Source organism: Acidimicrobiales bacterium, assembly GCA_016794585.1.
Lineage (GTDB): Bacteria > Actinomycetota > Acidimicrobiia > Acidimicrobiales > DATDAH01 > JAEUJM01.
In genome coordinates, this window is sequence record JAEUJM010000029.1 from 46,070 (window position 1) to 66,082 (window position 20,013).

The following is a 20,013-nucleotide window of genomic DNA, read 5'->3' on the forward strand; positions in this document are numbered from 1 at the left end:
CCTCGCTCGAGGCGCCGCGGACCGCCGCGGCACAGTAGCGAATCGTGACGCTGCAAGTGATCCACAGCGCCCGGTTAACCCAGGCTTAACCGATCGACAACACCGCGCCGAGGTCGTCCGCGCTCGTGACGTACCCCGTGTAGAAGGCGCCGAACTCGCCGTAGAGGGCGGACGCCTCGTCGAAGCGCATCGTGTAGACGACCTCCTTGAGGACGTCCGGGTGGGTGGCGAAGAGGGTGACGCCCCATTCGAAGTCGTCGAGTCCGGCCGAGCCGGTCACGACCTGCACCACCCGGCCGGCGAACTTCCGCCCGGACGCGCCGTGCTCGTACATCAGGTCCTTGCGCTCGTCGTAGGGCAGCGTGAACCAATTGGCACCCACGTTGCGGCGCTTGGACATCGGGTAGAAGCACCAGGCCCGCATGTCCTCGGGGGGCAGCACCGGGTGGAGGCGCGCCTGGTTGCGCTCCGGCGGCAGCCCCTGGGCGTACTCCGAGAGCTCGGTGAGCGACACGTACGAGTCGACCACGGTGAGGCCGGCGGCCTGCACGTCGGTCTGGAAGCGGCGCAGGCGCACGACGTCCTCGCTCAGGACCATGAAGGCGGCGTCGGCCTTGTGGCCGAGCATGGCCACCGGCACCACCTGGTCGCCGTCGCCCTCGGCCCGCTTGACCGCGGCGGCGATGGCCTGGGCGTCGGCGCCCGGAAGGGGCTTCACGAAGAGGTGCAGGACCGCGAGGCCGACCGAGGGAGACAGTGCGTCGCTCATGCTCCCAAGGCTAACGAGGGGGCCGAAGCGATCCGGCCCGCCGCACCGATCCGGCCGGGTCCATCAGGCCGGGGCCATCAGGCCGGACGCTCGGGGCTGTACAGGTTGAGGCCGCCGCCCCGGGTGAAACCAGCGAGGGTGAGGCCGGCCGTGCGGGCCGTCTCGACCGCGAGCGAGGACGGGCCGCTCACCGCCACGACGGCGGCGAAACCGGCGGCCCACGCCTTCTGGACCATCTCGAAGCTGGCCCGACCGCTCACGAACAGACCGAGCCCGGTGGCCGGGAGGCGCCCGTCGAGCAGGAGGCGACCCACCACCTTGTCGACGGCGTTGTGGCGCCCGATGTCCTCGCGGACCAGGAAGGGTTCACCGGCCCGGTCGAAGGCGGCGGCCGCGTGTACCGCGCCCGTCGCGGCGAAGAGCTTCTGGTCGGGGACCACCCGGTCGGGGACGCCCGCCAGCAGCCCCAGCGGGAACGGCTCGGCGGGCGGCAGGGGCTCGAGGCGCGCCGCCAGGTCGTCCAGGCTCGTGCTCCCGCACAGCCCGCACGCCGCGGTCGCAGTCTGGAGGCGGGGCGTGGGCGTCGGGGCGACACCGCCCGTGTCGACGCTCACCACGTTGAACTCCGTGTCGACCGCCGAGCCCGTCCCGCAGTAGCGGCAGGTGACGATGGGCGCGTCGGCGAGGAACCCGTCACCGTGCAGGAAACCGGCGGCGAGCTCGAAGTCGTGGCCGGGGGTGCGCATGGTGGTGGCCACCAGCACTCCGTCGAGATGGATGGCGAGCGGCTCCTCGACGATGACCTCGTCGGGGAGGCGACGGGCCTCGGTGCCGTCGAAGCGCCGGCTGAGCACCTTGGCCACTCGTCCTCGGACCGCTCCAGCCATGGCCCGAGGGTACCGATGGAGGCTCCGTGACAGTATTGGACCCGGTGGGGGAGACGGCCGCGGACCGCGAGGAGCCCGACGACGAGCTGCTGGCGCGCGTCGTGCGCGACGACCCCGCGCCGGCTGCCATCCTCGACGAGGACTTCCGGGTCGTCTACGCGAACGAGGCCTTCCGGCGCTACGGCTGGGATCCCGAGGCGATCATCGGCGAGCACGCGTTCGACTGGCTTCACCCCGACGACCTGCGACGCGCCGCCAGCACGGTGGGGGTGCTGCACACGCAGTGGAGCGACGGGACGGCGCCCTACCGCCTGCGCCGCCACGACGGGGTGTACGAGACGCTCGACGTCGCCTCGGTGCGCATCCGCGACGACCACGGGCGCCACTACGTGGCGTTCTCCCTCCGGCCCAACCCCTTCGATCGGGCCCGGACCGAGGCCTTCTCGGCCATGGTCGCCGGCGCCGGCCCGGAGGCATCGCTGGCGGGCCTGGGCGAGCGGTTCTCGCCGAGCCGCCCCGGCGCGCTCATCGCCTTCGACAGTGCCGGCGAACGGACCGTCCTCGGGGTGCTGCCCCCGGAGCTGGGTGGGATCATCGACGGCCGCCAGGACCGGTCGCTCGGCGCGCCGTGGACCGTGGCCATGAAGGCGCTTCGACCCGTGACCCTCACGTCGCTCGACAGCCTGCCGGAGGCGGTGCGCCGCGTCGCCGCGGAGCGGGGCCTGCGCGTCGCTGCCTTCCGGGGCTCCCCCGATCCGGGCCGGGACCAGCCCGCCTTGCTGGCCGCATGGGCCGAGGACCCGGCGATGGCCGACCTCCTGGCGGTGAACCTCGGCGACATCGAGACGCTCGTCAGACTCGCCCTGGACCGCCGCGCCAGCAGCGAGCGCCTCGAGCACCTCGCCCACCACGACACGCTGACCGGCCTCGCCAACCGGGGTCGATTCTTCACGCTGCTGGAGGCAGCCGTCGACGACGGTGTGCCGGTCGCCGTCGCCTACCTCGACCTCGACGGCTTCAAGGGTGTGAACGACGTACACGGCCACGCCGCGGGCGACCACCTCCTGGTCGAGCTCTCCGGGCGCTTCGCGCGGGAGATGCGCGCCGGTGACGTGGTGGCCCGCCTCGGCGGCGACGAGTTCGCCGTGCTGATCCACCGCCCCCCCGACGCAGCGGCCGCGGCGGCCGTGGTCGAGCGGCTCCTGGGCGCGGCCCGGTCCGCCGTGGCACTCCCCGACGGCGCCATCGTGTCCCTCGCGGCGTCCGCCGGGCTCACCCTCGCCGATGGACCGAACGGGGCGGACCCCGACGCCATCGTCCACGAGGCCGACACTGCTCTCTACGAGGCGAAGCGCTCCGGCAAGGGCACTCTCGTGCTGGCCGGCGCCGGCCACCCTGCCCGCCGCCGCAGCGACGTCTGAGGGAAAAGTACGAGGACCGGGCCCCGCAGGGCCCGGTCCCCGTGACCGCTCACCGTGAGGTGGGCGGTGGAGGTGTTGCGGTGAGGACTAGAAGTCCTCCATGCCGCCCGGCATGCCGCCGGCGCCGGCCGGCTCGGGGGCGTCGGCGATGACCGCTTCGGTGGTGAGGAAGAGCGCCGCGATGGAAGCGGCGTTCTGCAGCGCGGACCGCGTCACCTTGGCGGCGTCGATGATGCCGGCCTTCACGAGGTCGACGTACTCACCGGAGGCCGCGTTGAGGCCCTCGGCGGGGGTCTCGAGGTTGCGCACCTTCTCGACCACGACGCCACCCTCGAGACCGGCGTTGACCGCGATCTGCTTCAGGGGCTCCTCGAGGGCCCGCAGGACGATGCGAGCGCCGGTGGCCTCGTCGTGCTGCTTCTTCTCGAGCTTCTTGGCCAGGTCGGCGATGCCCTCCTGGGCCCGCAGCAGGGTGACGCCACCGCCGGCGACGACGCCCTCCTCGATGGCCGCCTTGGTGGTGCTCACGGCGTCCTCGATTCGGTGCTTCTTCTCCTTGAGCTCCACCTCGGTGGCCGCGCCGACCTTGAGGACGGCCACGCCGCCGGACAGCTTCGCCAGGCGCTCCTGGAGCTTCTCACGGTCGTAGTCCGAGTCGGTGTTGTCGATCTCGGCCTTGATCTGGGCGATGCGGCCGGTGATGTCGTCGTCCTGGCCGCCACCCTCGACGATGGTGGTCTCGTCCTTGGTGATGACCACCTTGCGGGCGGTGCCGAGCAGGTCGAGAGTGGTGTTCTCGAGCTTGAGGCCCACCTCCTCGGTGATGACCTGGGCGCCGGTGAGGATGGCGATGTCCTGGAGCATGGCCTTGCGGCGGTCGCCGAAGCCGGGGGCCTTGACGGCCACGGACTTGAAGGTGCCGCGGATCTTGTTGACCACGAGGGTGGCGAGGGCCTCGCCCTCGACGTCCTCGGAGATGATGACGAGCGGCTTGCCCGACTGCATCACCTTCTCGAGCACGGCGAGCATGTCGCGCACGGCCGAGATCTTCGAGCCCACGAGCAGGATGTACGGGTCGTCGAGCACGGCCTCCATCCGATCGGGGTCGGTCACGAAGTACGGCGAGATGTAGCCCTTGTCGAAGCGCATGCCCTCGACGAGGTCCATGTCCATGCCGAAGGTCTGGCTCTCCTCGACGGTGATGACGCCGTCCTTGCCGACCTTGTCGATGGCCTCGGAGATCATCTGGCCGATCTCCTCGTCGGCGGCCGAGATGGACGCGACCTGGGCGATCTGCGACTTGTCCTCGACGTCCACCGCGACCTTGCGGATGGACTCGACGGCGGTCTCGACCGCGGCCTCGATGCCCTTCTTCAGGCTCATCGGGTTGGCGCCGGCGGCCACGTTGCGCAGGCCCTCGTGCACCATCGACCACGCCAGCACCGTGGCGGTGGTGGTGCCGTCACCGGCGACGTCGTCGGTCTTCTTGGCGACTTCCTTGACGAGCTCGGCGCCGATCTTCTCGTAGGGATCCTCGAGCTCGATCTCCTTGGCGATCGACACACCGTCGTTGGTGATGGTGGGAGCGCCCCACTTCTTCTCCAGCACGACGTTGCGGCCCTTGGGCCCGAGGGTGACGCGGACGGCGTCGGCGAGCTGGTTCATGCCCGACTCGAGGCCGCGGCGGGCCTCTTCGTCGAACGCAATGATCTTCGACATGCGGTGGTCCTCCGTGGGGTGACCGGTAAGCGTGCAGGTGTGTGCGTAAGCATTAGCACTCTAGAGGGGAGAGTGCTAATCCACCACCGGAAGTCCCGGAAGGCCCCGGCTGGGGGGCGTCCGTGCCGCCACGACACGTGCCCTGCCCAGCCGGGGAGGTTCCCGCAGTGCTGGGGGGGATCGTCGGCGGACGGGACGCGCTCGAGCGCGAGGGGCCGATCGGCCCACGCCCCCGGACCCGAAAGGGCCGCGCGGCCTACCCGCGGGTCAGGACCCGGGCGTCGGGGTTCAGCCGCCGGCGACGGCCGGGATGATCGACAGCGTCTCGCCGTCGGGCACCACCGTGTCGAGGCCGTCCATGAAGCGAACGTCGTCGTCGGCCACGAAGACGTTGACGAAGCGACGCAGCTTGCCCTCCTCGTCGAAGATCTTGTCCTTGAAGCCGGGGTGGGCGACGTCGAGGGCGGTGAGCACCGCGCCGACGGTCTCGCCCTCGACCGACACTTCGGACTCGCCCCCGGTGAGGGTGCGCAGGGTGGTGGGCACTCGGACGGTAACGCTCATCGACTCGGATCCTCTGGTGCGTCGGAGAGCCCTTCGGACACGACGGCCGAGAGGGCAGAGACAGTGGGTGGGATCGTACCGGTCACCCGCCCCGGAGCGATCCCCGGCGCCGGGGCGGAGGCCCACCGGTCGTGGGTGCCCCCCGTGAGGCAGGCGACGACCCGGGTGCCGGCAGGCAGGCGGCCGGCGACGGCGAGGCGTGCCACCGCGGCCACCACCACGCCGCCCGCGGGCTCGGCCGCGATCCCCTCGGTGTCGGCCAGCAACTGCTGGGCCCCGGCGATCTCGTCCTCGGGTGCGGCGATCACCCCGCCGCCCGTGGCGCCGGCGACGGCAAGGACCTCGGGACCGTCGGGCGGATCGCCCATGGCCAGCGAGGAGGCCACCGTGGCGGGCCGCACGGGCCGGACGTCGGTGGCGCCCGCCGCGAACGCGTCGGCCACCGGGGCGCACCCGGCGGGCTGCGCCCCCCACAACGCCGGCGGCGGCCCGGGCTCGACCAACCCGACCGCGGCCAGGTCGAGGAAGGCCCGGTGCAGGGCGAGGGCCATCGCGCCCGAGGCGATCGGGGCGATCACGGCGTCGGGCACCGCCCAACCGAGTTGCTCGGCGATCTCGTGGGCGACGGTGGCCGAGCCCTCGACGTACCAGGGCCGCAGCCCGATGTTGCACCACGCCCAGCTCGCGCTCAGCCCGTCCATCGAGGCCTCCGAGGCGAGGCGGTTCGCGGTGTCGTAGTCGCCCGCCACCGGCACGACGGTGGCGCCCGGCGCGGCCAGGGCCTCCTGCTCGGACGCCGGCAGTGCCTCGGAGACGAGAACGACGGCGCGGAGCCCCGCCCGGGCCGCAGCGCCGGCGAGTGCGTGGGCGAGGTTGCCGGTCGACGCCGCGGCGAGGACGGTGCGGCCCTCGGCCACCGCCCGCCCGAGCGCCGCCGCGACCACCCGGTCCTTGAACGACCCGCTGGGGTTGGCGGTGTCGTCCTTGAGCCACAGGTCGGTCACGCCGAGGGCGGCTCCCAGCGCCCGCGCCTCGACGAGCGGCGTGTTTCCCACTCGTCCGGCACCGGGTGGCTCGTCGAAGGGCAGGAGGTCGCGGTACCGCCACATCGAGGGCGGGCCGGCGACGACGCGCCGGCGCAGCTCCTCGCCCGTGACCTCCGGTGGCCCGACCGCGACGTCGAGGGGGCCGAAGCACTCGTCGCAGTACTGGACGGTCGGCTGATCGGGCTCGTGCGAACACACCCGGCACCGGAGCGAGGAGGGACGGGCCACGGTCCCTACGATGGCCGCCGTGACGTCGGCCCCGCCACCGACCTTCCACCACCGGGACTTCGCCCTCGCGGACCTGGTGGCGGCCAAGGGCGACACCAGCGTGTCCGTGTGTCTCCCCGCCCGGGACGAGGCGGCCACCGTGGGGGCCATCGTCGAGGCCATCCGCACCCACCTGGTGGACGGCGCGGGCCTCGTCGACGAGCTGCTCGTCATCGACGACCACTCCTCCGACCGCACCGCTGCCGTCGCCGCCGACGCGGGCGCCGCCGTGGTGCGCACCACCGACGGACAGGGCAAGGGCGAGGCGCTGTGGACCTCCGTGGTGGCCTCGAAGGGCGACCTCATCGTCTGGTGCGACGCCGACGTGCGCGCCTTCGACCCCGCGTTCGTCACCGGGCTGCTCGGTCCCCTCCTCACCCGGCCGCAGGTGGGCTTCGTCAAGGGCTTCTACGAGCGACCCCTCAACGACCAGCAGGAAGGGGGCGGGCGGGTCACCGAGCTGGTGGCCCGTCCCCTCATCGCCCTGCTCTTCCCAGAGCTGGGCGGCATCGTGCAGCCCTTGTCGGGCGAGTACGCGGGTCGCCGTGACGTGCTCGAGCGGCTCCCGTTCGTCCAGGGCTACGGCGTGGACCTCGGCCTGCTGGTCGACGTCACCCGCCTGATCGGGCCGGAGGGCATCGCCCAGGTCGACCTCGGCGTGCGCCACCACCGCAACCGGTCGCTGGCCGAGCTGTCCCCCCAGGCGCTCGCGGTCATGGCGACGGCGTTGCGACGGGCCGGCGTCGACGCCGAGGACCCACCACTGCTGCGGCGCCCCGGGGCGCCCGACGTGCCCATCGGCACCGGTGAACGCCCCCCGCCCATCGAGTCACCGGCGTACCGCCGCCCCTCCCCCTGAGCCACGCCCTTCCGTTCTGGTAGCGACCTGGCAACACCAGTGTTGCCAGGTACGCACCAGATGTGGCGCCGGGGAGTTTCCGGGGTGACTCAGGCGTGGACGGGCGGGCGCCGGTCGGCCCACGGGGCCGCCGCCTCGAGCTGCGAGGCCACCCGCAGGAGCAGGTCCTCGCGTCCGTAGGCGGCCACCAGCTGGATGCCGATGGGGAGGCCGTCGGCGCTCCAGTGCAGGGGCAGCGAGATGGCGGGCTGGCCCGTCGTGTTGAAGGGCGCGGTGAAGGGGACGATCTCCGCGGAGCGGAACAGCCCCACGAGGGGGTTGTCGGCGGTGCCGGTGAACTGGCCCAGCAGCGGCGGGGGCTCAGGGATGGTGGCGGTGAGCAGGAGGTCGAAGCCGTCGGCCCACCAGCTGGCGACGTCACGGGTGAACGAATGCATGTACTCGACCGCCGCGAGGTAGTCCGTGGCGCTGACCAGGCGGCCGGCCTCGGCGAGCGCCCACGTCCCCGGCTCGACGTCGTCGGCGGTGACCGGCGTGCCGACCTTGTTGCCGAGGCGGTCGAGGTCCCGAGCGACCCACGAGTTGTAGGCGTTGATGAAGTGCACGACGAAGTTGGGATCGTCGAGGGCCAGCGGGGACGACGCCTCGAGGCGGTGCCCGAGCGACTCGAGCAGGGCGGCCGCACCCTCCACGGCAGCGACCACCTCGGGGTGGGGGTCGGCCTCGATGCTGGGGGCGTCGAGTCGCCAGCCGATGCGCAGCGAGCCGGGGTCGGCACCGAGCTCGTCGACGTAGGGACGGGCCGGGGGCGGTGCGGTGTAGGGGTCGCCGGGCATGGGGCCCTGCACGGCGTCGAGGACCGCGGCGGTGTCGCGGACGCTGCGGGTGACGGCGAGGCGGGCCACCAGGCCGCCCCAGGACTCCCCCACCTCGGGGCCGACCGAGTGACGCCCGCGGGAGGGCTTCAAGCCGACGAGGCCACACTCGCTGGCGGGGATGCGGATCGAGCCGCCGCCGTCGCCGGCGTGGCCCATCGCCACCATGCCCGAGGCCACGGCTGCGGCCGAGCCGCCGCTCGACCCACCGGTGGAGCGGGTCGTGTCCCAGGGGTTCCGGGAGGGGCCGTAGGTGGCGGGCTCGGTGGTGGGCACCAGGCCGAGCTCGGGGGTGTTGGTGCGTCCCACGCAGATGAGGCCGGCGGCCCGGAACTTCTCGGTGAGGTAGGTGTCGCGCTCCGGCCGCCAGTCGTGGTCGCGCAGGAACTTGGTGCCGCCGTAGTAGGGGTCGCCCGCACTGAAGCCGTCGAGGTCCTTCACCACGAAGGGGACACCCCGGAACGGCCCGTCGGGCACGTCGGCCGCGGCTTCGGCCCTCGCCTTGTCGAAGCGCTCGTGGATGACGGCGTTCAGCTGGGGGTTGAGGCGCTCGATGCGCTCGATCGCGGCGTCGACCAGCTCGAGGGGGCTGGCCTCGCCCGAGCGCACCAGCTCGGCCTGCGCGGTGGCGTCGAGGAAGGCGGCGTCAGAATCCATGGGAGCGAGCGTAGGGTTTGGCGATGGCACCGGGTGACGAGCTCGAGCGGCGAGGCGGCGACGATTTGGAACGGCCGCCGATGGCGTGGCTCCCGGTCGTCGTCATCGGCGGTCTGGCCCTCTTCGGGGCGTGGAGCCTGTTCAGCTTCGTGCTCGCCACCTTCTACACGTTGGTGAAGTTGGGCATCGTCGTGGCGGTGGTCGGCGCCGTGGGTTGGGTGCTGGTCAAGGGCTACAAGGGCCCGCCCGACTCCTGACCCTCAGGTCGCGGGGCCGAGGGTGGTCAGGTGGGCCGCCACTGCCTCGGTGACGCACGCCGCGGTGTCGTGCAACGCCCGCTCCTCCCCGAAGCGCTCGACGAGGGAGATCACCGGCACGCGGTCGTGGACGTCGTCGTAGACCTGCCCGACCACCGCCAGCACCGGCACCTCGAACTCGGCGGCGAGCGCGGTCACGCCGCCCACCACCTTGCCCTCGAAGGAGGCGGCGTCGAGGAAGCCCTCGCCCGTCACCACCAGGTCGGCGCCCTCGATGGTCTCGTCGAGGCCCACCTCGTCGGCCACCACGTCGAAGCCTTCGACGAGACGGGCGCCGGCGGCGGCCAGCCCCCCGGCCAGCCCACCGGCGGCGCCGGCGCCCCGCAGTGCGCTGACGTCGACGCCGTGCTCGTCCTCGTACACCTGCACGAGCCGTTCGAGGCGGCGCTGGAGCAGCTTCACCTGTGCCGGCGAGGCGCCCTTCTGGGGGGCGAAGCGCTCGGCGGCGTCGACGAAGGGGATGGTGACGTCGCAGGCAACCACGATCTCGACGCCCTTCAGTCGTTGCAGCGGGTAGAGGGCCCGCAGCGCTCCGAGCCCGCCGTCGGTGGTGGCGGAGCCCCCGACGCCCACGATCACCCGTCGGGCGCCGGCCTCCACCGCCTCGCCGATGAGCTCACCCGTCCCGTAGGTGGAGGCGGCCATGGGGTCGTTCCCGTCGGCGCCACCGACGAGAGACAGCCCGGAAGCGAGCGCCATCTCGACCACCGCGGTGGAGCGGTCCAGTCGCCACGGAGCATCGACGGGATCGCCAAGGGGTCCGGTGACCGTGGACGTGCGGTTGGCCCCACCGAGCGCCTCGAGCAGTCCCTCGCCTCCGTCGGCCATGGGCAGCTCGTCGCAGGTCCACCCCGCCTCCCAGGCGGCGCGGCCGATGGCATCGGCGACCTCGGTCGCCGACGCGGTCCCCCGGAACTTGTCGGGCGCGGCGACGACTCTCACCCGACGAGTCTGGCCCATGGATCGGTCACCCGGTCCCGCGTGGATCCACGGACCGACGACCCGCCGATCTCGACGCCGCGTGCGCACCCGGTGCACGCCGGCCGAGCGGCGGCGCTCGTCGAGAGGCTGCGCTCGGCCGACCCGGGGGCGGGTAGGTTCGCCGATGTGGCCGACCGACCCATCGTCATCGTGTCCAACCGTGGCCCGGTGTCGTTCCGCTACGGCGACGACGGCGAACTGGTGGCCAAGCGGGGCGCCGGCGGGCTCGTGTCGGGCATCGGCCCGTTGGTAGCGGGCACCGACGCCACGTGGATCGCCGCGGCCATGTCCGACGCCGACCGTGAGGCGGCAGCCGGCGGGGTGATCGAAGCCGAGGGCTTCCGGGTGCGGGCGCTGGCCGTCGACCCCGACGACTTCCGCCTGGCCTATGACGTCGTCTGCAACGCCGTGCTCTGGTTCGTGCACCACGGCCTCTTCGAGACGGCCCGCCGGCCCCGGTTCGACCGGCGCTGGCAGGAGGCGTGGGCCGCCTACCGCCGGGTCAACGACGCCTTCGCCGACGCCGTGATCGCCGACGCCCCCGAGGGCGCCGCCGTGCTCGTGCAGGACTACCACCTGTGCCTGATGGCCCCGCGTGTGGCCGAACACCGACCCGATCTGGCCCTGATCCACTTCAGCCACACCCCCTTCGCCCCGCCCGAGCTCCTGCGGGTGCTCCCCGACGCCGAGGCCCGCGAACTGCTCGCCGGCATGGCCGCCCACGACGCCTGCGGATTCCACTGCACCCGCTGGGCGGCCGACTTCGAGGCCAGCGCCCGCCTCGTCCTGAGCGAGTCTCCCCGCACCTTCGTGTCCCCCCTGCCCTCGGATCCCGACGACCTCACCGCGGTGGCCACGTCCGACGCCGGCGTGGCGGCCCGGGCCGAGCTCGAACGCGAGGTGGGTGACCGCCGCCTGCTGGTCCGGGTCGACCGCATCGAGCTGTCGAAGAACCTGCTGCGGGGCTTCCTCGCGTTCGACGACCTGCTCGCCACCCACCCCGAGTGGTGCGAGCGGGTGGTCTTCGGCGCCTTCGTGTACCCGTCACGCGAGGGGCTGCCCGAGTACCTCGCCTATCGCCAGGAGGTCGAGCGGGTGGTGGCCGACATCAACCGGCGGTGGGCCACCCCCGGGTGGACACCCATCCTGTACGACGCCTCGGACGACTTCCCGCGCTCGCTCGCCGCGCTCGCCCTCGCCGACGTGCTGCTGGTCAACCCGGTGCGTGACGGTCTCAACCTCGTCGCCAAGGAGGGGACGCTGCTCAGCGCCCGTCAGTCGGTGTTGGCCCTCAGCCCCGAGGCCGGCGTGTGGGAGGAGGTCGGCCACACCGCACTGCGGGTGCATCCGTTCGACCTCGCCGGGACCGCCGACGCCCTCCACCAGGCCCTCTCGATGCCCCAGGGCGAGCGCGCCGACCAGCACGAGCGCCGCCTCGCCATCGTCGAGGCCCGCCGCCCGGCCGACTGGCTGGCCGACCTCCTCGCCGCCGCCACCTGACCCTCTCGCGCCAGCACTGCGGCGCTTGTGGTCATCACCTGGCAACACCTGTGTAGCCAGTGAGCTACCAGAACGGTCTCGGTCAGGCGTGGGTGAGGCGCTGGAGGAGGTCGCGCACGCCGGCGGGGCCCTCGACCACGAGATCGGCCTGGTCGAGCAGCTCGGCGGCGGACTCGTCGCTGCGCACCGCCACCCGCAGGGTCTCTCGACCCTCCTCGGCGAGCGCGTCGAGCTGGGCGAAGGCGGACAGGTCGCCGACGTCGTCGCCGATGTAGAGCACCGAGTGCACGCCGCTGGCGATGTTGCGCACCGCGGTGCCCTTGTCGACGTCGATGGGCGGGTGCAGCTCGTAGGACATCCGCGCCGGGCGGCAACGCAGGCCGGACCGGGTGGCCTGCGTGGTGGCCCACTCGTGCACCTCGGCCTCGATCTCGGGGTGGGTGCGGAAGTGCAGGGTGAGCGAGAGGCCCTTGCGCTCGACGAGCATCCCGGCGGGGCCGCGTACCTCGCCGAGGGACGCGACGTCGTCGATGACCTCGCGCCAGGCACCGCCTTGGGGGTGGTCGAAGCGCCGGTCGCCGCTCAGCGCCTCGAGGCCGTACAGGCCGGTGAGGATGAGCGAGTGGGGCAGGACGTCGAGCAGGAAGGCGAGGGGCCGGCCCGACACCACCGCGACCCGGGCGTAGCGGCGGGTGAGCTCGTCGAGCAGCTCCGGCACGCCGTCGAGGGGCAGCGCCTGCGTGGGGTCGTCGACGATGGGCGACAGGGTGCCGTCGTAGTCGATGATGATGGCGGCGTCCTCGGGCTGGGCGAGGAAGGGCGCAAGGGCGTCGGTCGACGCGGTCTCGCCGGTCACGGCTTCATCACAGACCCGGCGGGATCAGCCCGCTGGGGCCGCCTGCGCGAGGTCGGGACCCAGCCACACGACCACCACGGCGTTCTTGATGTCGAAGCCCGGGTCCGCCGGCAGGGGCTGCACGGCGGTGGGCTGGGCGCCCAACGTGGCCGCCACGGCCTGGGCGTCGGCCTGGTAGCTCGTCGTGGCGTCCTCGAAGTAGTAGACGATCGTCGTCGGGGTGTTCGGCGCCGAGCCCTCGGGCGGGATGGCGGCGGTGTACCCCGCCGCCGTCAAGGTGGTGGTGGCCACGCCGGCCGCGCCGGCCACCCCCGATCCGTTGGCCACGTACACCGGCAGTGCACCCGGCGCCACGACGGTGGTGCCGGTGCCGGCGATGACGTCGGTCGAATCGGTGCTGTCGGTGCCGGAGCCCACGTCCACGGGCACGGTGGTGTCGCTCGACGACGGCAGGTCGCCGGTCGAGAGGTCGACGCCGCCGTTGTCGAAGCCCTTGCTCAGGAAGAGGAAGCCGATGAGCACGGCCGCACCGATGAGCAGCAGGCCTCGGACGGGTGCGGCTTCAGCTTGGTTCGCCATGGCTCACCGTCCGGGGTGTTGGCCGACCGACGGACCCACGAACCGGGCGCGACGGCGCTCGGTCCGGAGCTTCCGGAGTCGGCGGACCACCAGCGGGTCGTACTCGTGCGCCTCGGGGTCGTCGAGGAGCTGGTTGAGCAGCTGGTAGTAGCGAGTGGGTGACAATTCGAACTGCGAGCGGATCGCGTTCTCCTTCGGTCCGTCCTGGGTCCACCAGGTACGTTCGAAGTCGAGGATAGACCGGTCGCGGTCGCTCAAACCCATCACCTTCGAGCGTGGCACGCCGCCACCCTCAGATCGCGGACCCTCCCCCGTTCCCGTTGCGACGGCGGGTCACGAGTCGAAGCCGATGCCGAAGCGGTCGAGCAGGCCCAGCCAGGGGCCGCGGCGGCCCTCCCTGGCGTCCGAGCGCTGGATGGCCCGCCGGGTGAGCGCCACGCCCGCCCAGCGCAGCGGCTCGGGCGGGAAGGGGAAGGGCGGCCGGCGCACCATCGTGAGCTCGGTGCGCTCGGTCGGGGCGCCGGCGAGCAGGTCGAGCGCCACCCGGGCGCCGAAGCGGCTGGCCGCGACCCCGAGGCCCGTGTAGCCGGCCACCCACACCACCCCGCCGCCGTGGCTCGTCCCCCAGGCGGCGGTGAAGCGGGTGGTCGTGGCGATGGGGCCGCCCCAGCGGTGGGTGAAGCGAAGCCCCTCGAGCTGGGGGAACGTCGCGAAGAAGTGCTGGGCCAGGAGGCCGTGGGTCTCGTCGCTCTGATCGTGGGCCGGCCCCACCCCGTTGCCGAAGTGATAGGTGGCGTCGTAGCCGCCGTAGAGGATGCGGCCGTCCTCCGTGGGCCGGTAGTAGTGGAACTGGTTGGCGGCGTCCGACAAGCCGGCGCCGCCCGCCCAGCCGACCGCGTCCCACTGCGCCGCCGAGAGCGGTTCGGTCACCAGCACGTGGTCGTACACCGGGATCACGTAGCGGCGGGTGCGGCGGACCGGCCCCCGGTAGGCGTTGGTGGCCACCAGCACCTGATCGGCGGTGATGGTGACGCCGGCCACCCGCACCGAGAGCCCGCCGCGGCGATCCGCGTCGATGCCCTCGACGCGGACATGCTCGAACACGGTCGCTCCCAGTGACTCGGCCGCCGCCCGCAGGCCCCAGACCAGGCGGGCCGGGTCCACCAGGGCGAAGTCGTTGTGGCGGACGAGGGCTCCGAGATAGGTGGGCGAGTGGACCAGCGCCTGCATCTGCGCCCGGTCGAGCAGTTCGACGTCGTCGCCGACCGCCCGATGGGTGGCGACGGTGGACTCGAGGTCAGCCAGCTGCCAGGGAGCGGAGGCGACGGCCACCTCGTCGGCCCGGCGGAACGCGGCCTCGACCGCGTGGCGGGCGAGGGTCGCTTCCAGCGCGTCGAAGTTCTCCCGGCCGAGGCGGGTGAGCACGTCCATCTCGTCGGGCCAGTGCGAGAAGCCGTTCTCGACGCCATGGGTCAGCGAGGCGTCGCAGAACCCACCGTTGCGCGAGCTGGCGCCGAACCCGCACCGCTCGGCCTCGAGCACCACGACCCGCCGACCGGGCTCGTCCTCCAACGCCTGGATCGCCGCCCAGAGCCCGGTGAACCCGCCCCCGACCACCACGAGGTCGGCGTGCAACGGCGCGGCCCGGGTGGTCAGCGCGGGCGCCGCCGGCGGCGCGTCCGGCCGGTCCGACCAGAACACGACGGGTGCGGCGTGGTCGAGCGCCTCCCCCGGCCAGCTCGACGGTGCGGCCACCACCGGATCCTGACGGCCGGACCGTCGCCGGTCAACCACCCGACCCCGCCGGCGCCGTCGGTACGCTGGCCTCCCCCGCCGGGTTAGCTCAGTTGGTAGAGCACCTCTCTTGTAAAGAGGATGTCGTCGGTTCGATCCCGGCACCCGGCTCTGACGACTTGGCTGGGACGCTGATCCTCCGCTCCTCCGCTCGGAGCGCCGGCGATGTGCCCAGGCGCCAGGTGGTACACAGGCGGTGACAAGGAGGCGTCCGTCATGGCCTACGGCGTGGTGTTGTTGTTCGAAGGGGTGAGCGAGGACGAGTACTGGGCGGTGAACGCCCAGATGGGCATCGACGAGGACGGGACCACCGGCTGGCCCGACGCCCTCATCTCCCACACTGCGGCGCTGACCGACACCGGACTCGCCGTCTCGGAGATCTGGCAGTCCAAGGACGACCAGGAGCGCTTCCTCGCGGAGCGCCTCGGCGCGGCGCTCGCGGCGGCGCAGGTCGAGCCGCCGACCCAGGTCATCGAGCTCGACGTCTTCAACTACCAGCACCCCGGCTGACGCTCGACGGCCAACCAGCTCCCGCTGAAGTCGCCGGCGCCGCGGTCGCCCTCCACACTGGGGCGGTGAGCGACCGCCTCCTCGACCACCTGCGTCCGTCGATGGACGGTGACGAGGTGCTGCTCGCGGTCACCGAGTGGGCCGACGCGACGGGGCTCACGCTGTACCCCCACCAGGAGGAGGCCATCCTCGAGCTGCTGTCGGGGGCCAACGTCATCCTGGCCACGCCGACCGGCTCGGGGAAGTCGATGGTGGCGCTCGCCGCCCACGCCCGGTCGGTCGCCGGCGGGGGTCGCAGCTGGTACACCGCGCCGGTCAAGGCGCTGGTGTCCGAGAAGTTCTTCGACCTGTGCCGCCAGCTCGGCCCCGAGAACGTCGGCCTGCTCACGGGCGACTCGTCCGTGAACGCCGACGCCCCGGTGATCTGCGCCACCACCGAGATCCTCGCCCACGTCGCTCTCCGGGACGGGGCCGAGGCCGACGTCGACACCGTCGTGCTCGACGAGTTCCACTACTACGGCGACCCCGACCGGGGATGGGCCTGGCAGGTCCCGCTCCTCGAGCTCCCCCAGGCGTCGTTCCTGCTCATGTCCGCCACGCTCGGTGACGTCGCCTTCTTCCAGGAGGAGCTGACCCGGCGCACCGGTCGCCCCACCGCCGTGGTGGACGACGCCGTGCGCCCGGTACCACTGCGCTTCGAATACCACCGCACGCTGCTGCACCACACGGTCGAGGAGTTGCTGGACCGGGACGCGGCGCCGCTCTACATCGTCAACTTCTCGCAGAAGGACGCGGTTGCCCAGGCATCGGCCCTGGCCTCGGTCACCAAGCTGGACGAGCGGGGCAAGTCGATCGTCGCCGAGGAGCTGTCCCGGGCGAAGCTGCCCGCCGGCTTCGGCCGCGACCTCGCCCGGCTCCTGCGCAACGGCGTCGGCGTCCACCACGCCGGGATGCTCCCCCGCTACCGCCGCCTGGTCGAGCGCCTCACTCAGGAAGGCGTGCTGAAGGTGATCTCGGGCACGGACACCCTCGGAGTCGGGGTGAACCTGCCCATCCGCACCGTCGTGTTCACCCGCCTCTACAAGTACGACGGCACCGAGACCCGCCTGCTCAGTGCCCGTGAGTTCCACCAGATCGCCGGCCGAGCCGGGCGCGCCGGCTACGACACCGAGGGCCTCGTCGTGGCCGTCGCGCCCGACCACGTGGCCGCCAACGACGCCGCCGACGCGAAGGCCAGCGACGACCCGAAGAAGAAGCGCAAGCTGAAGAAGGCGGCGCCGCCGCGCGGGTTCGTCCACTACGACGAGGACACCTTCACCCGCTTGCAGTCGGCGACCCCCGAGCCCCTCGTCTCGTCGTTCCGCATCACCCCGGGGATGCTCATGCAGCTCCTGGACCGGCCCGGTGACGCCTGGGTCCACGGCCGGGCGCTGCTGCTCGGCAACCACGAGCCGCGGGACCGCCAGCGCCGCCACGTCCGCACCACGCTGAGCCTCTACAAGGCGCTGCGCACCGCGAACGTCGTCCGCCTCCTCGAGACGCCCGACGAGTACGGGCGCTTCGTCGAGGTCGACCGCGCGCTCCAGGCCGACTTCGCCCTCGACCAGCTGCTGTCGCCGTTCCTGTTGACCGCGGTCCCCCAGCTCGACGCCGACCACGAGTCCTACGCCCTCGCCCTGCTCGCCCTGGTCGAGGCCGTGGTGGACAACCCCTTCCCCATCCTGATGGCCCAGAAGGACAAGGCCAAGGACGAGGCCATGGCCGCGATGAAGGCCGCCGGGGTCGAGTACGAGGAGCGCATCGCCGAGCTCGAGAAGATCAACTACCCGCAGCCGCTGCGCGACGAGATCTACGACGTGTTCGACCGCTGGCGGGTGGCCAACCCGTGGATCGGCGACCGCAACATCGCCCCCAAGGGCGTGGTGCGCGACCTGTGGGACCGCTCCATGGACTTCCCCTCGTTCGTGCGCTTCCTGGGCATCAAGCGCTCCGAGGGGCTCCTGCTGCGCTACCTGTCGGACGTGTACAAGACGATGCTGCGCGCCGTCCCCGACGCGGCCAAGACCGACGAGGTCGACGAGCTGACCGACTGGCTGGGCGCGGTGATCCGCACGACCGACTCGTCCCTGCTGGACGAGTGGACGGCGATGTTCGACCCCGAAGCGGCCGTCGACCTCGACGCCCTGGAGGACGCCACCGAGGCCGTGGTGGACATCACCACCGACCGCCATGCCTTCCGGGCCCTCGTCCGCTCCCGGGTGTTCCGGTGGGTGCAGTACGCCGCCACCGGCCAGTGGGAGGCGTGGTCGGAGGACCTCACCGAGATCGGCAACCACGGATGGACGGCGGCGAGGTTGCTCGAGCAGTTCGAGCCGTTCTTCACGGCGTACCCGGACGTGGCCTGGAACGAGCGGATCGGCATCGACGGCGACGCCCGGGGGCCGGCCCGCTTCCTCGTGGCGGACGAGGGCCCCCAGTGGGCCGTCGAGCAGATCCTCGTCGACCCCGAGGGCCACGACGAGTGGTACCTCGACGTCACCGTCGACCTCCCCGCCTCGGCGGAGGCCGGCGAGATCGTCGCCCGCTTCGAGGGCCTCCGCCGGCGCTGATCCCGGCTGCCCGGAAACGGAGAGTGACGTCTCAGGCGCCGCACGGGGAAGGAACCGGGTATGGCCGAAGCCGCCGAACCCGATCTGACGTCACCGCCCGAGGGTCGAGGCCCCACCCGGCTCGTCCTCGTCCGCCACGGGGAGGCCCACGCGGGCTTCCACGGCGTCATCGGCGGCCGCACCGGCTGCGCCGGGCTCACGCCGCACGGTCGGACGCAGGCCGAAGCGCTGCGGCGCCGCCTCGAGACCACGCGCGAGCTTCGGGCCGACGTGTTGCTGGCCAGCGTGCTCCCCCGGGCCATCGAGACCGCGGACATCATCGCCCCCGGCATGGGCCTGCCGGTGGCCGCGCACGAGTGCGACCTCTGCGAGATCCACACCGGAGACGCCGACGGCCTCGAGTGGACCGAGTACACCACCCGGTTCGGGACGTTCGACATGGAAGCCGAACCGGATCGGGTCTTCGCCCCCGAGGGGGAGAGCTGGAACAGCTTCCACGCGCGGGTGCGCCAGATGCTCGAGCGCATCGCCACCGAGTACATCGGCCAGACCGTTGTGGCGGTCTGCCATGCCGGCGTCATCGGCGCCTCGGTCCGGGTGCTGTTCGACATCCCGCACCCGGGCTCCGGCGCCACCCTGCAACCCACGAACACAGGCCTCACCGAGTGGCGCCACGACCCCAGCCGCGGGCGATGGACCCTGCACCGCTTCAACGACGCGACCCACCTGATCGAGCAGGCGGCATCGACAAGCGCCGGCGTGGGAAGGAGCGCGACGTGAGCACCGACATCGACTGGGCGGACGCCGCCCATCGGGCTGGCGAGCAGGACGCACTGGGTCCGTGGGTGCGGGAGTTCCTGTGCAGCCCCGGCAGCGACAACGCCGAGCTGGCCGACCTCCTCATGGGCCGGATGGCGTCCTGGCACGGACCCGTACCGCTGCCCATCGACCTCCTCGGCCGACTCGCCGGACCGCGCGACGCCCCCGTCCTGGTCGCCGTCGAGGACCACGAGTGGCGCGATGACGTGGAGGACCTCGAGCGTCGTCTTGCCGAGGGCTGGCAACCGGCCCCCGTCATCGTGACGTTCCGGGACGGAGGCTTCGCCCTCGAGGACGGCAACCACCGGGTCGAGGGCCTCCGGCGCGCCGGGCGACGGGAGACGTGGGCGGTCGTGGGGTTCGAGGACGAGGCCGACCGGGAGCTGTTCGAGGTCCGGCACGGGTCCGGGGCGACGGGGGCCGGCGCCTGACGGCGAGGGCTCGACGACGTTCCGTCCAGGCGCCCGGGCGCCGGTAGCGTCCCGCCGTGCGCTACTTCGAGGACTTCGCGATCGGGACCGTCGACCACAAGGGCGGCGCCTACCTGGTCACCGAGGCGGAGATCATCGAGATGGCCGAGCGGTTCGACCCGCAGCCCTTCCACGTCGACCCGGTCGCCGCCGCCGACACCATGTTCGGCGGCCTCGTGGCGTGCTCCGCCCACGTCTTCGCCATCAGCTGCTCGCTGCACTCGAAGGTGCCGGAGACGGAGAAGGTGGCCGCGGTCAGCGCCCTCGGGTTCGACAAGCTGCGCCTCCACGCCCCGGTCCGGCCCGGCGACGAGCTGCGGGCCCGCTCCACCGTGGTCGAGCTGCGCCGGTCCAACAGCCGCCCCGGCATCGGCATCGTCTCGTCGACCGGTGAGCTGCTCAACCAGCGCGACGAGGTCGTCTTCAGCCTCGCGAGCGCGGCGATGGTCCGCTGCCGGCCCGAGCCGGCGACCGGCGACGGTGCGGGCAGCAGCGATGATCTGGCAGTGTGAGT

Annotated in this window: 20 protein-coding genes and 1 tRNA gene; 10 read left to right on the top strand and 11 right to left on the bottom strand. The window is 72.6% G+C overall.

Annotated features, from left to right (window positions below; genetic code table 11):
• Positions 1-85: 85 nt before the first annotated feature.
• Positions 86-769 (bottom strand): chlorite dismutase family protein, encoded by a 684-nt coding sequence (locus tag JNK12_14755; protein MBL8777201.1) that lies wholly within the window; start codon positions 767-769, stop codon positions 86-88.
• A gap of 77 nt (positions 770-846) precedes the next feature.
• The gene (locus tag JNK12_14760) at positions 847-1,656 is read right to left on the bottom strand and encodes a formate dehydrogenase accessory sulfurtransferase FdhD (protein MBL8777202.1); all 810 of its coding nucleotides are present in this window, start codon (positions 1,654-1,656) and stop codon (positions 847-849) included.
• Between the two features lie 44 nt (positions 1,657-1,700).
• Here JNK12_14760 and JNK12_14765 point away from each other — a divergent pair, with 44 nt between their 5' ends.
• Positions 1,701-3,077 carry a GGDEF domain-containing protein gene (locus tag JNK12_14765; GenBank protein ID MBL8777203.1) on the top strand — a complete coding sequence of 459 codons (1,377 nt, stop codon included), beginning with the start codon at positions 1,701-1,703 and terminating at the stop codon, positions 3,075-3,077.
• 87 nt (positions 3,078-3,164) lie between these two features.
• Here JNK12_14765 and groL read toward each other — a convergent pair whose 3' ends face one another.
• The 3 genes from groL to thrC all read right to left on the bottom strand — a co-directional run bounded on the left by groL (position 3,165) and on the right by thrC (position 6,634).
• On the bottom strand, positions 3,165-4,796 hold the full coding sequence (gene groL, locus JNK12_14770; GenBank protein ID MBL8777204.1) for a chaperonin GroEL: 1,632 nt from the start codon (positions 4,794-4,796) through the stop codon (positions 3,165-3,167).
• 288 nt (positions 4,797-5,084) lie between these two features.
• Positions 5,085-5,360 carry a MoaD/ThiS family protein gene (locus tag JNK12_14775; protein ID MBL8777205.1) on the bottom strand — a complete coding sequence of 92 codons (276 nt, stop codon included), beginning with the start codon at positions 5,358-5,360 and terminating at the stop codon, positions 5,085-5,087.
• On the bottom strand, positions 5,357-6,634 hold the full coding sequence (gene thrC, locus JNK12_14780) for a threonine synthase (protein MBL8777206.1): 1,278 nt from the start codon (positions 6,632-6,634) through the stop codon (positions 5,357-5,359). Before thrC ends, JNK12_14775 begins: the two co-directional genes overlap by 4 nt.
• Positions 6,635-6,653: 19 nt before the next feature.
• On the opposite strand from thrC, the gene JNK12_14785 reads away from it, so the two are divergent.
• A complete protein-coding gene (locus JNK12_14785) occupies positions 6,654-7,532 on the top strand; it encodes a glucosyl-3-phosphoglycerate synthase (protein MBL8777207.1) in 879 nt (292 codons plus the stop codon).
• Positions 7,533-7,621: 89 nt separating this feature from the next.
• On the opposite strand, the gene JNK12_14790 is transcribed toward JNK12_14785, so the two are convergent.
• A complete protein-coding gene (locus tag JNK12_14790; GenBank protein MBL8777208.1) occupies positions 7,622-9,064 on the bottom strand; it encodes an amidase in 1,443 nt (480 codons plus the stop codon).
• A gap of 23 nt (positions 9,065-9,087) precedes the next feature.
• On the opposite strand from JNK12_14790, the gene JNK12_14795 reads away from it, so the two are divergent.
• The gene (locus tag JNK12_14795) at positions 9,088-9,321 is read left to right on the top strand and encodes a hypothetical protein (protein ID MBL8777209.1); all 234 of its coding nucleotides are present in this window, start codon (positions 9,088-9,090) and stop codon (positions 9,319-9,321) included.
• A gap of 3 nt (positions 9,322-9,324) precedes the next feature.
• On the opposite strand, the gene JNK12_14800 is transcribed toward JNK12_14795, so the two are convergent.
• Positions 9,325-10,323, bottom strand: coding sequence for a glycerate kinase (locus tag JNK12_14800; protein MBL8777210.1), 999 nt, complete (start codon positions 10,321-10,323; stop codon positions 9,325-9,327).
• Between the two features lie 165 nt (positions 10,324-10,488).
• On the opposite strand from JNK12_14800, the gene JNK12_14805 reads away from it, so the two are divergent.
• Positions 10,489-11,862 (top strand): trehalose-6-phosphate synthase, encoded by a 1,374-nt coding sequence (locus tag JNK12_14805; protein MBL8777211.1) that lies wholly within the window; start codon positions 10,489-10,491, stop codon positions 11,860-11,862.
• Between the two features lie 82 nt (positions 11,863-11,944).
• Here JNK12_14805 and otsB read toward each other — a convergent pair whose 3' ends face one another.
• The 4 genes from otsB to JNK12_14825 form a co-directional block, all read right to left on the bottom strand.
• A complete protein-coding gene (gene otsB, locus JNK12_14810) occupies positions 11,945-12,718 on the bottom strand; it encodes a trehalose-phosphatase (protein MBL8777212.1) in 774 nt (257 codons plus the stop codon).
• A 24-nt stretch (positions 12,719-12,742) separates the two neighbouring features.
• Positions 12,743-13,297, bottom strand: a complete 555-nt coding sequence (locus JNK12_14815; GenBank protein MBL8777213.1) for a LytR C-terminal domain-containing protein — start codon at positions 13,295-13,297, stop codon at positions 12,743-12,745.
• Positions 13,298-13,300: 3 nt separating this feature from the next.
• Positions 13,301-13,561, bottom strand: a complete 261-nt coding sequence (locus JNK12_14820; GenBank protein ID MBL8777214.1) for a DUF3263 domain-containing protein — start codon at positions 13,559-13,561, stop codon at positions 13,301-13,303.
• A gap of 69 nt (positions 13,562-13,630) precedes the next feature.
• Positions 13,631-15,055: an FAD-dependent oxidoreductase gene (locus JNK12_14825; GenBank protein ID MBL8777215.1), complete on the bottom strand. Its 1,425-nt coding sequence runs from the start codon at positions 15,053-15,055 to the stop codon at positions 13,631-13,633.
• Positions 15,056-15,129: 74 nt separating this feature from the next.
• Here JNK12_14825 and JNK12_14830 point away from each other — a divergent pair.
• From JNK12_14830 to JNK12_14855, 6 genes are all read left to right on the top strand, one after another.
• A tRNA-Thr gene (locus JNK12_14830) sits at positions 15,130-15,202 on the top strand.
• A 105-nt stretch (positions 15,203-15,307) separates the two neighbouring features.
• The gene (locus JNK12_14835) at positions 15,308-15,601 is read left to right on the top strand and encodes a hypothetical protein (GenBank protein MBL8777216.1); all 294 of its coding nucleotides are present in this window, start codon (positions 15,308-15,310) and stop codon (positions 15,599-15,601) included.
• Positions 15,602-15,702: 101 nt separating this feature from the next.
• Positions 15,703-18,210 (top strand): DUF3516 domain-containing protein, encoded by a 2,508-nt coding sequence (locus tag JNK12_14840; GenBank protein ID MBL8777217.1) that lies wholly within the window; start codon positions 15,703-15,705, stop codon positions 18,208-18,210.
• A 60-nt stretch (positions 18,211-18,270) separates the two neighbouring features.
• A complete protein-coding gene (locus JNK12_14845) occupies positions 18,271-18,990 on the top strand; it encodes a histidine phosphatase family protein (protein ID MBL8777218.1) in 720 nt (239 codons plus the stop codon).
• Positions 18,987-19,460 (top strand): hypothetical protein, encoded by a 474-nt coding sequence (locus JNK12_14850; protein MBL8777219.1) that lies wholly within the window; start codon positions 18,987-18,989, stop codon positions 19,458-19,460. Before JNK12_14845 ends, JNK12_14850 begins: the two co-directional genes overlap by 4 nt.
• Before the next feature lie 56 nt (positions 19,461-19,516).
• Positions 19,517-20,011 (top strand): MaoC family dehydratase N-terminal domain-containing protein, encoded by a 495-nt coding sequence (locus JNK12_14855; protein ID MBL8777220.1) that lies wholly within the window; start codon positions 19,517-19,519, stop codon positions 20,009-20,011.
• Positions 20,012-20,013: the final 2 nt, after the last annotated feature.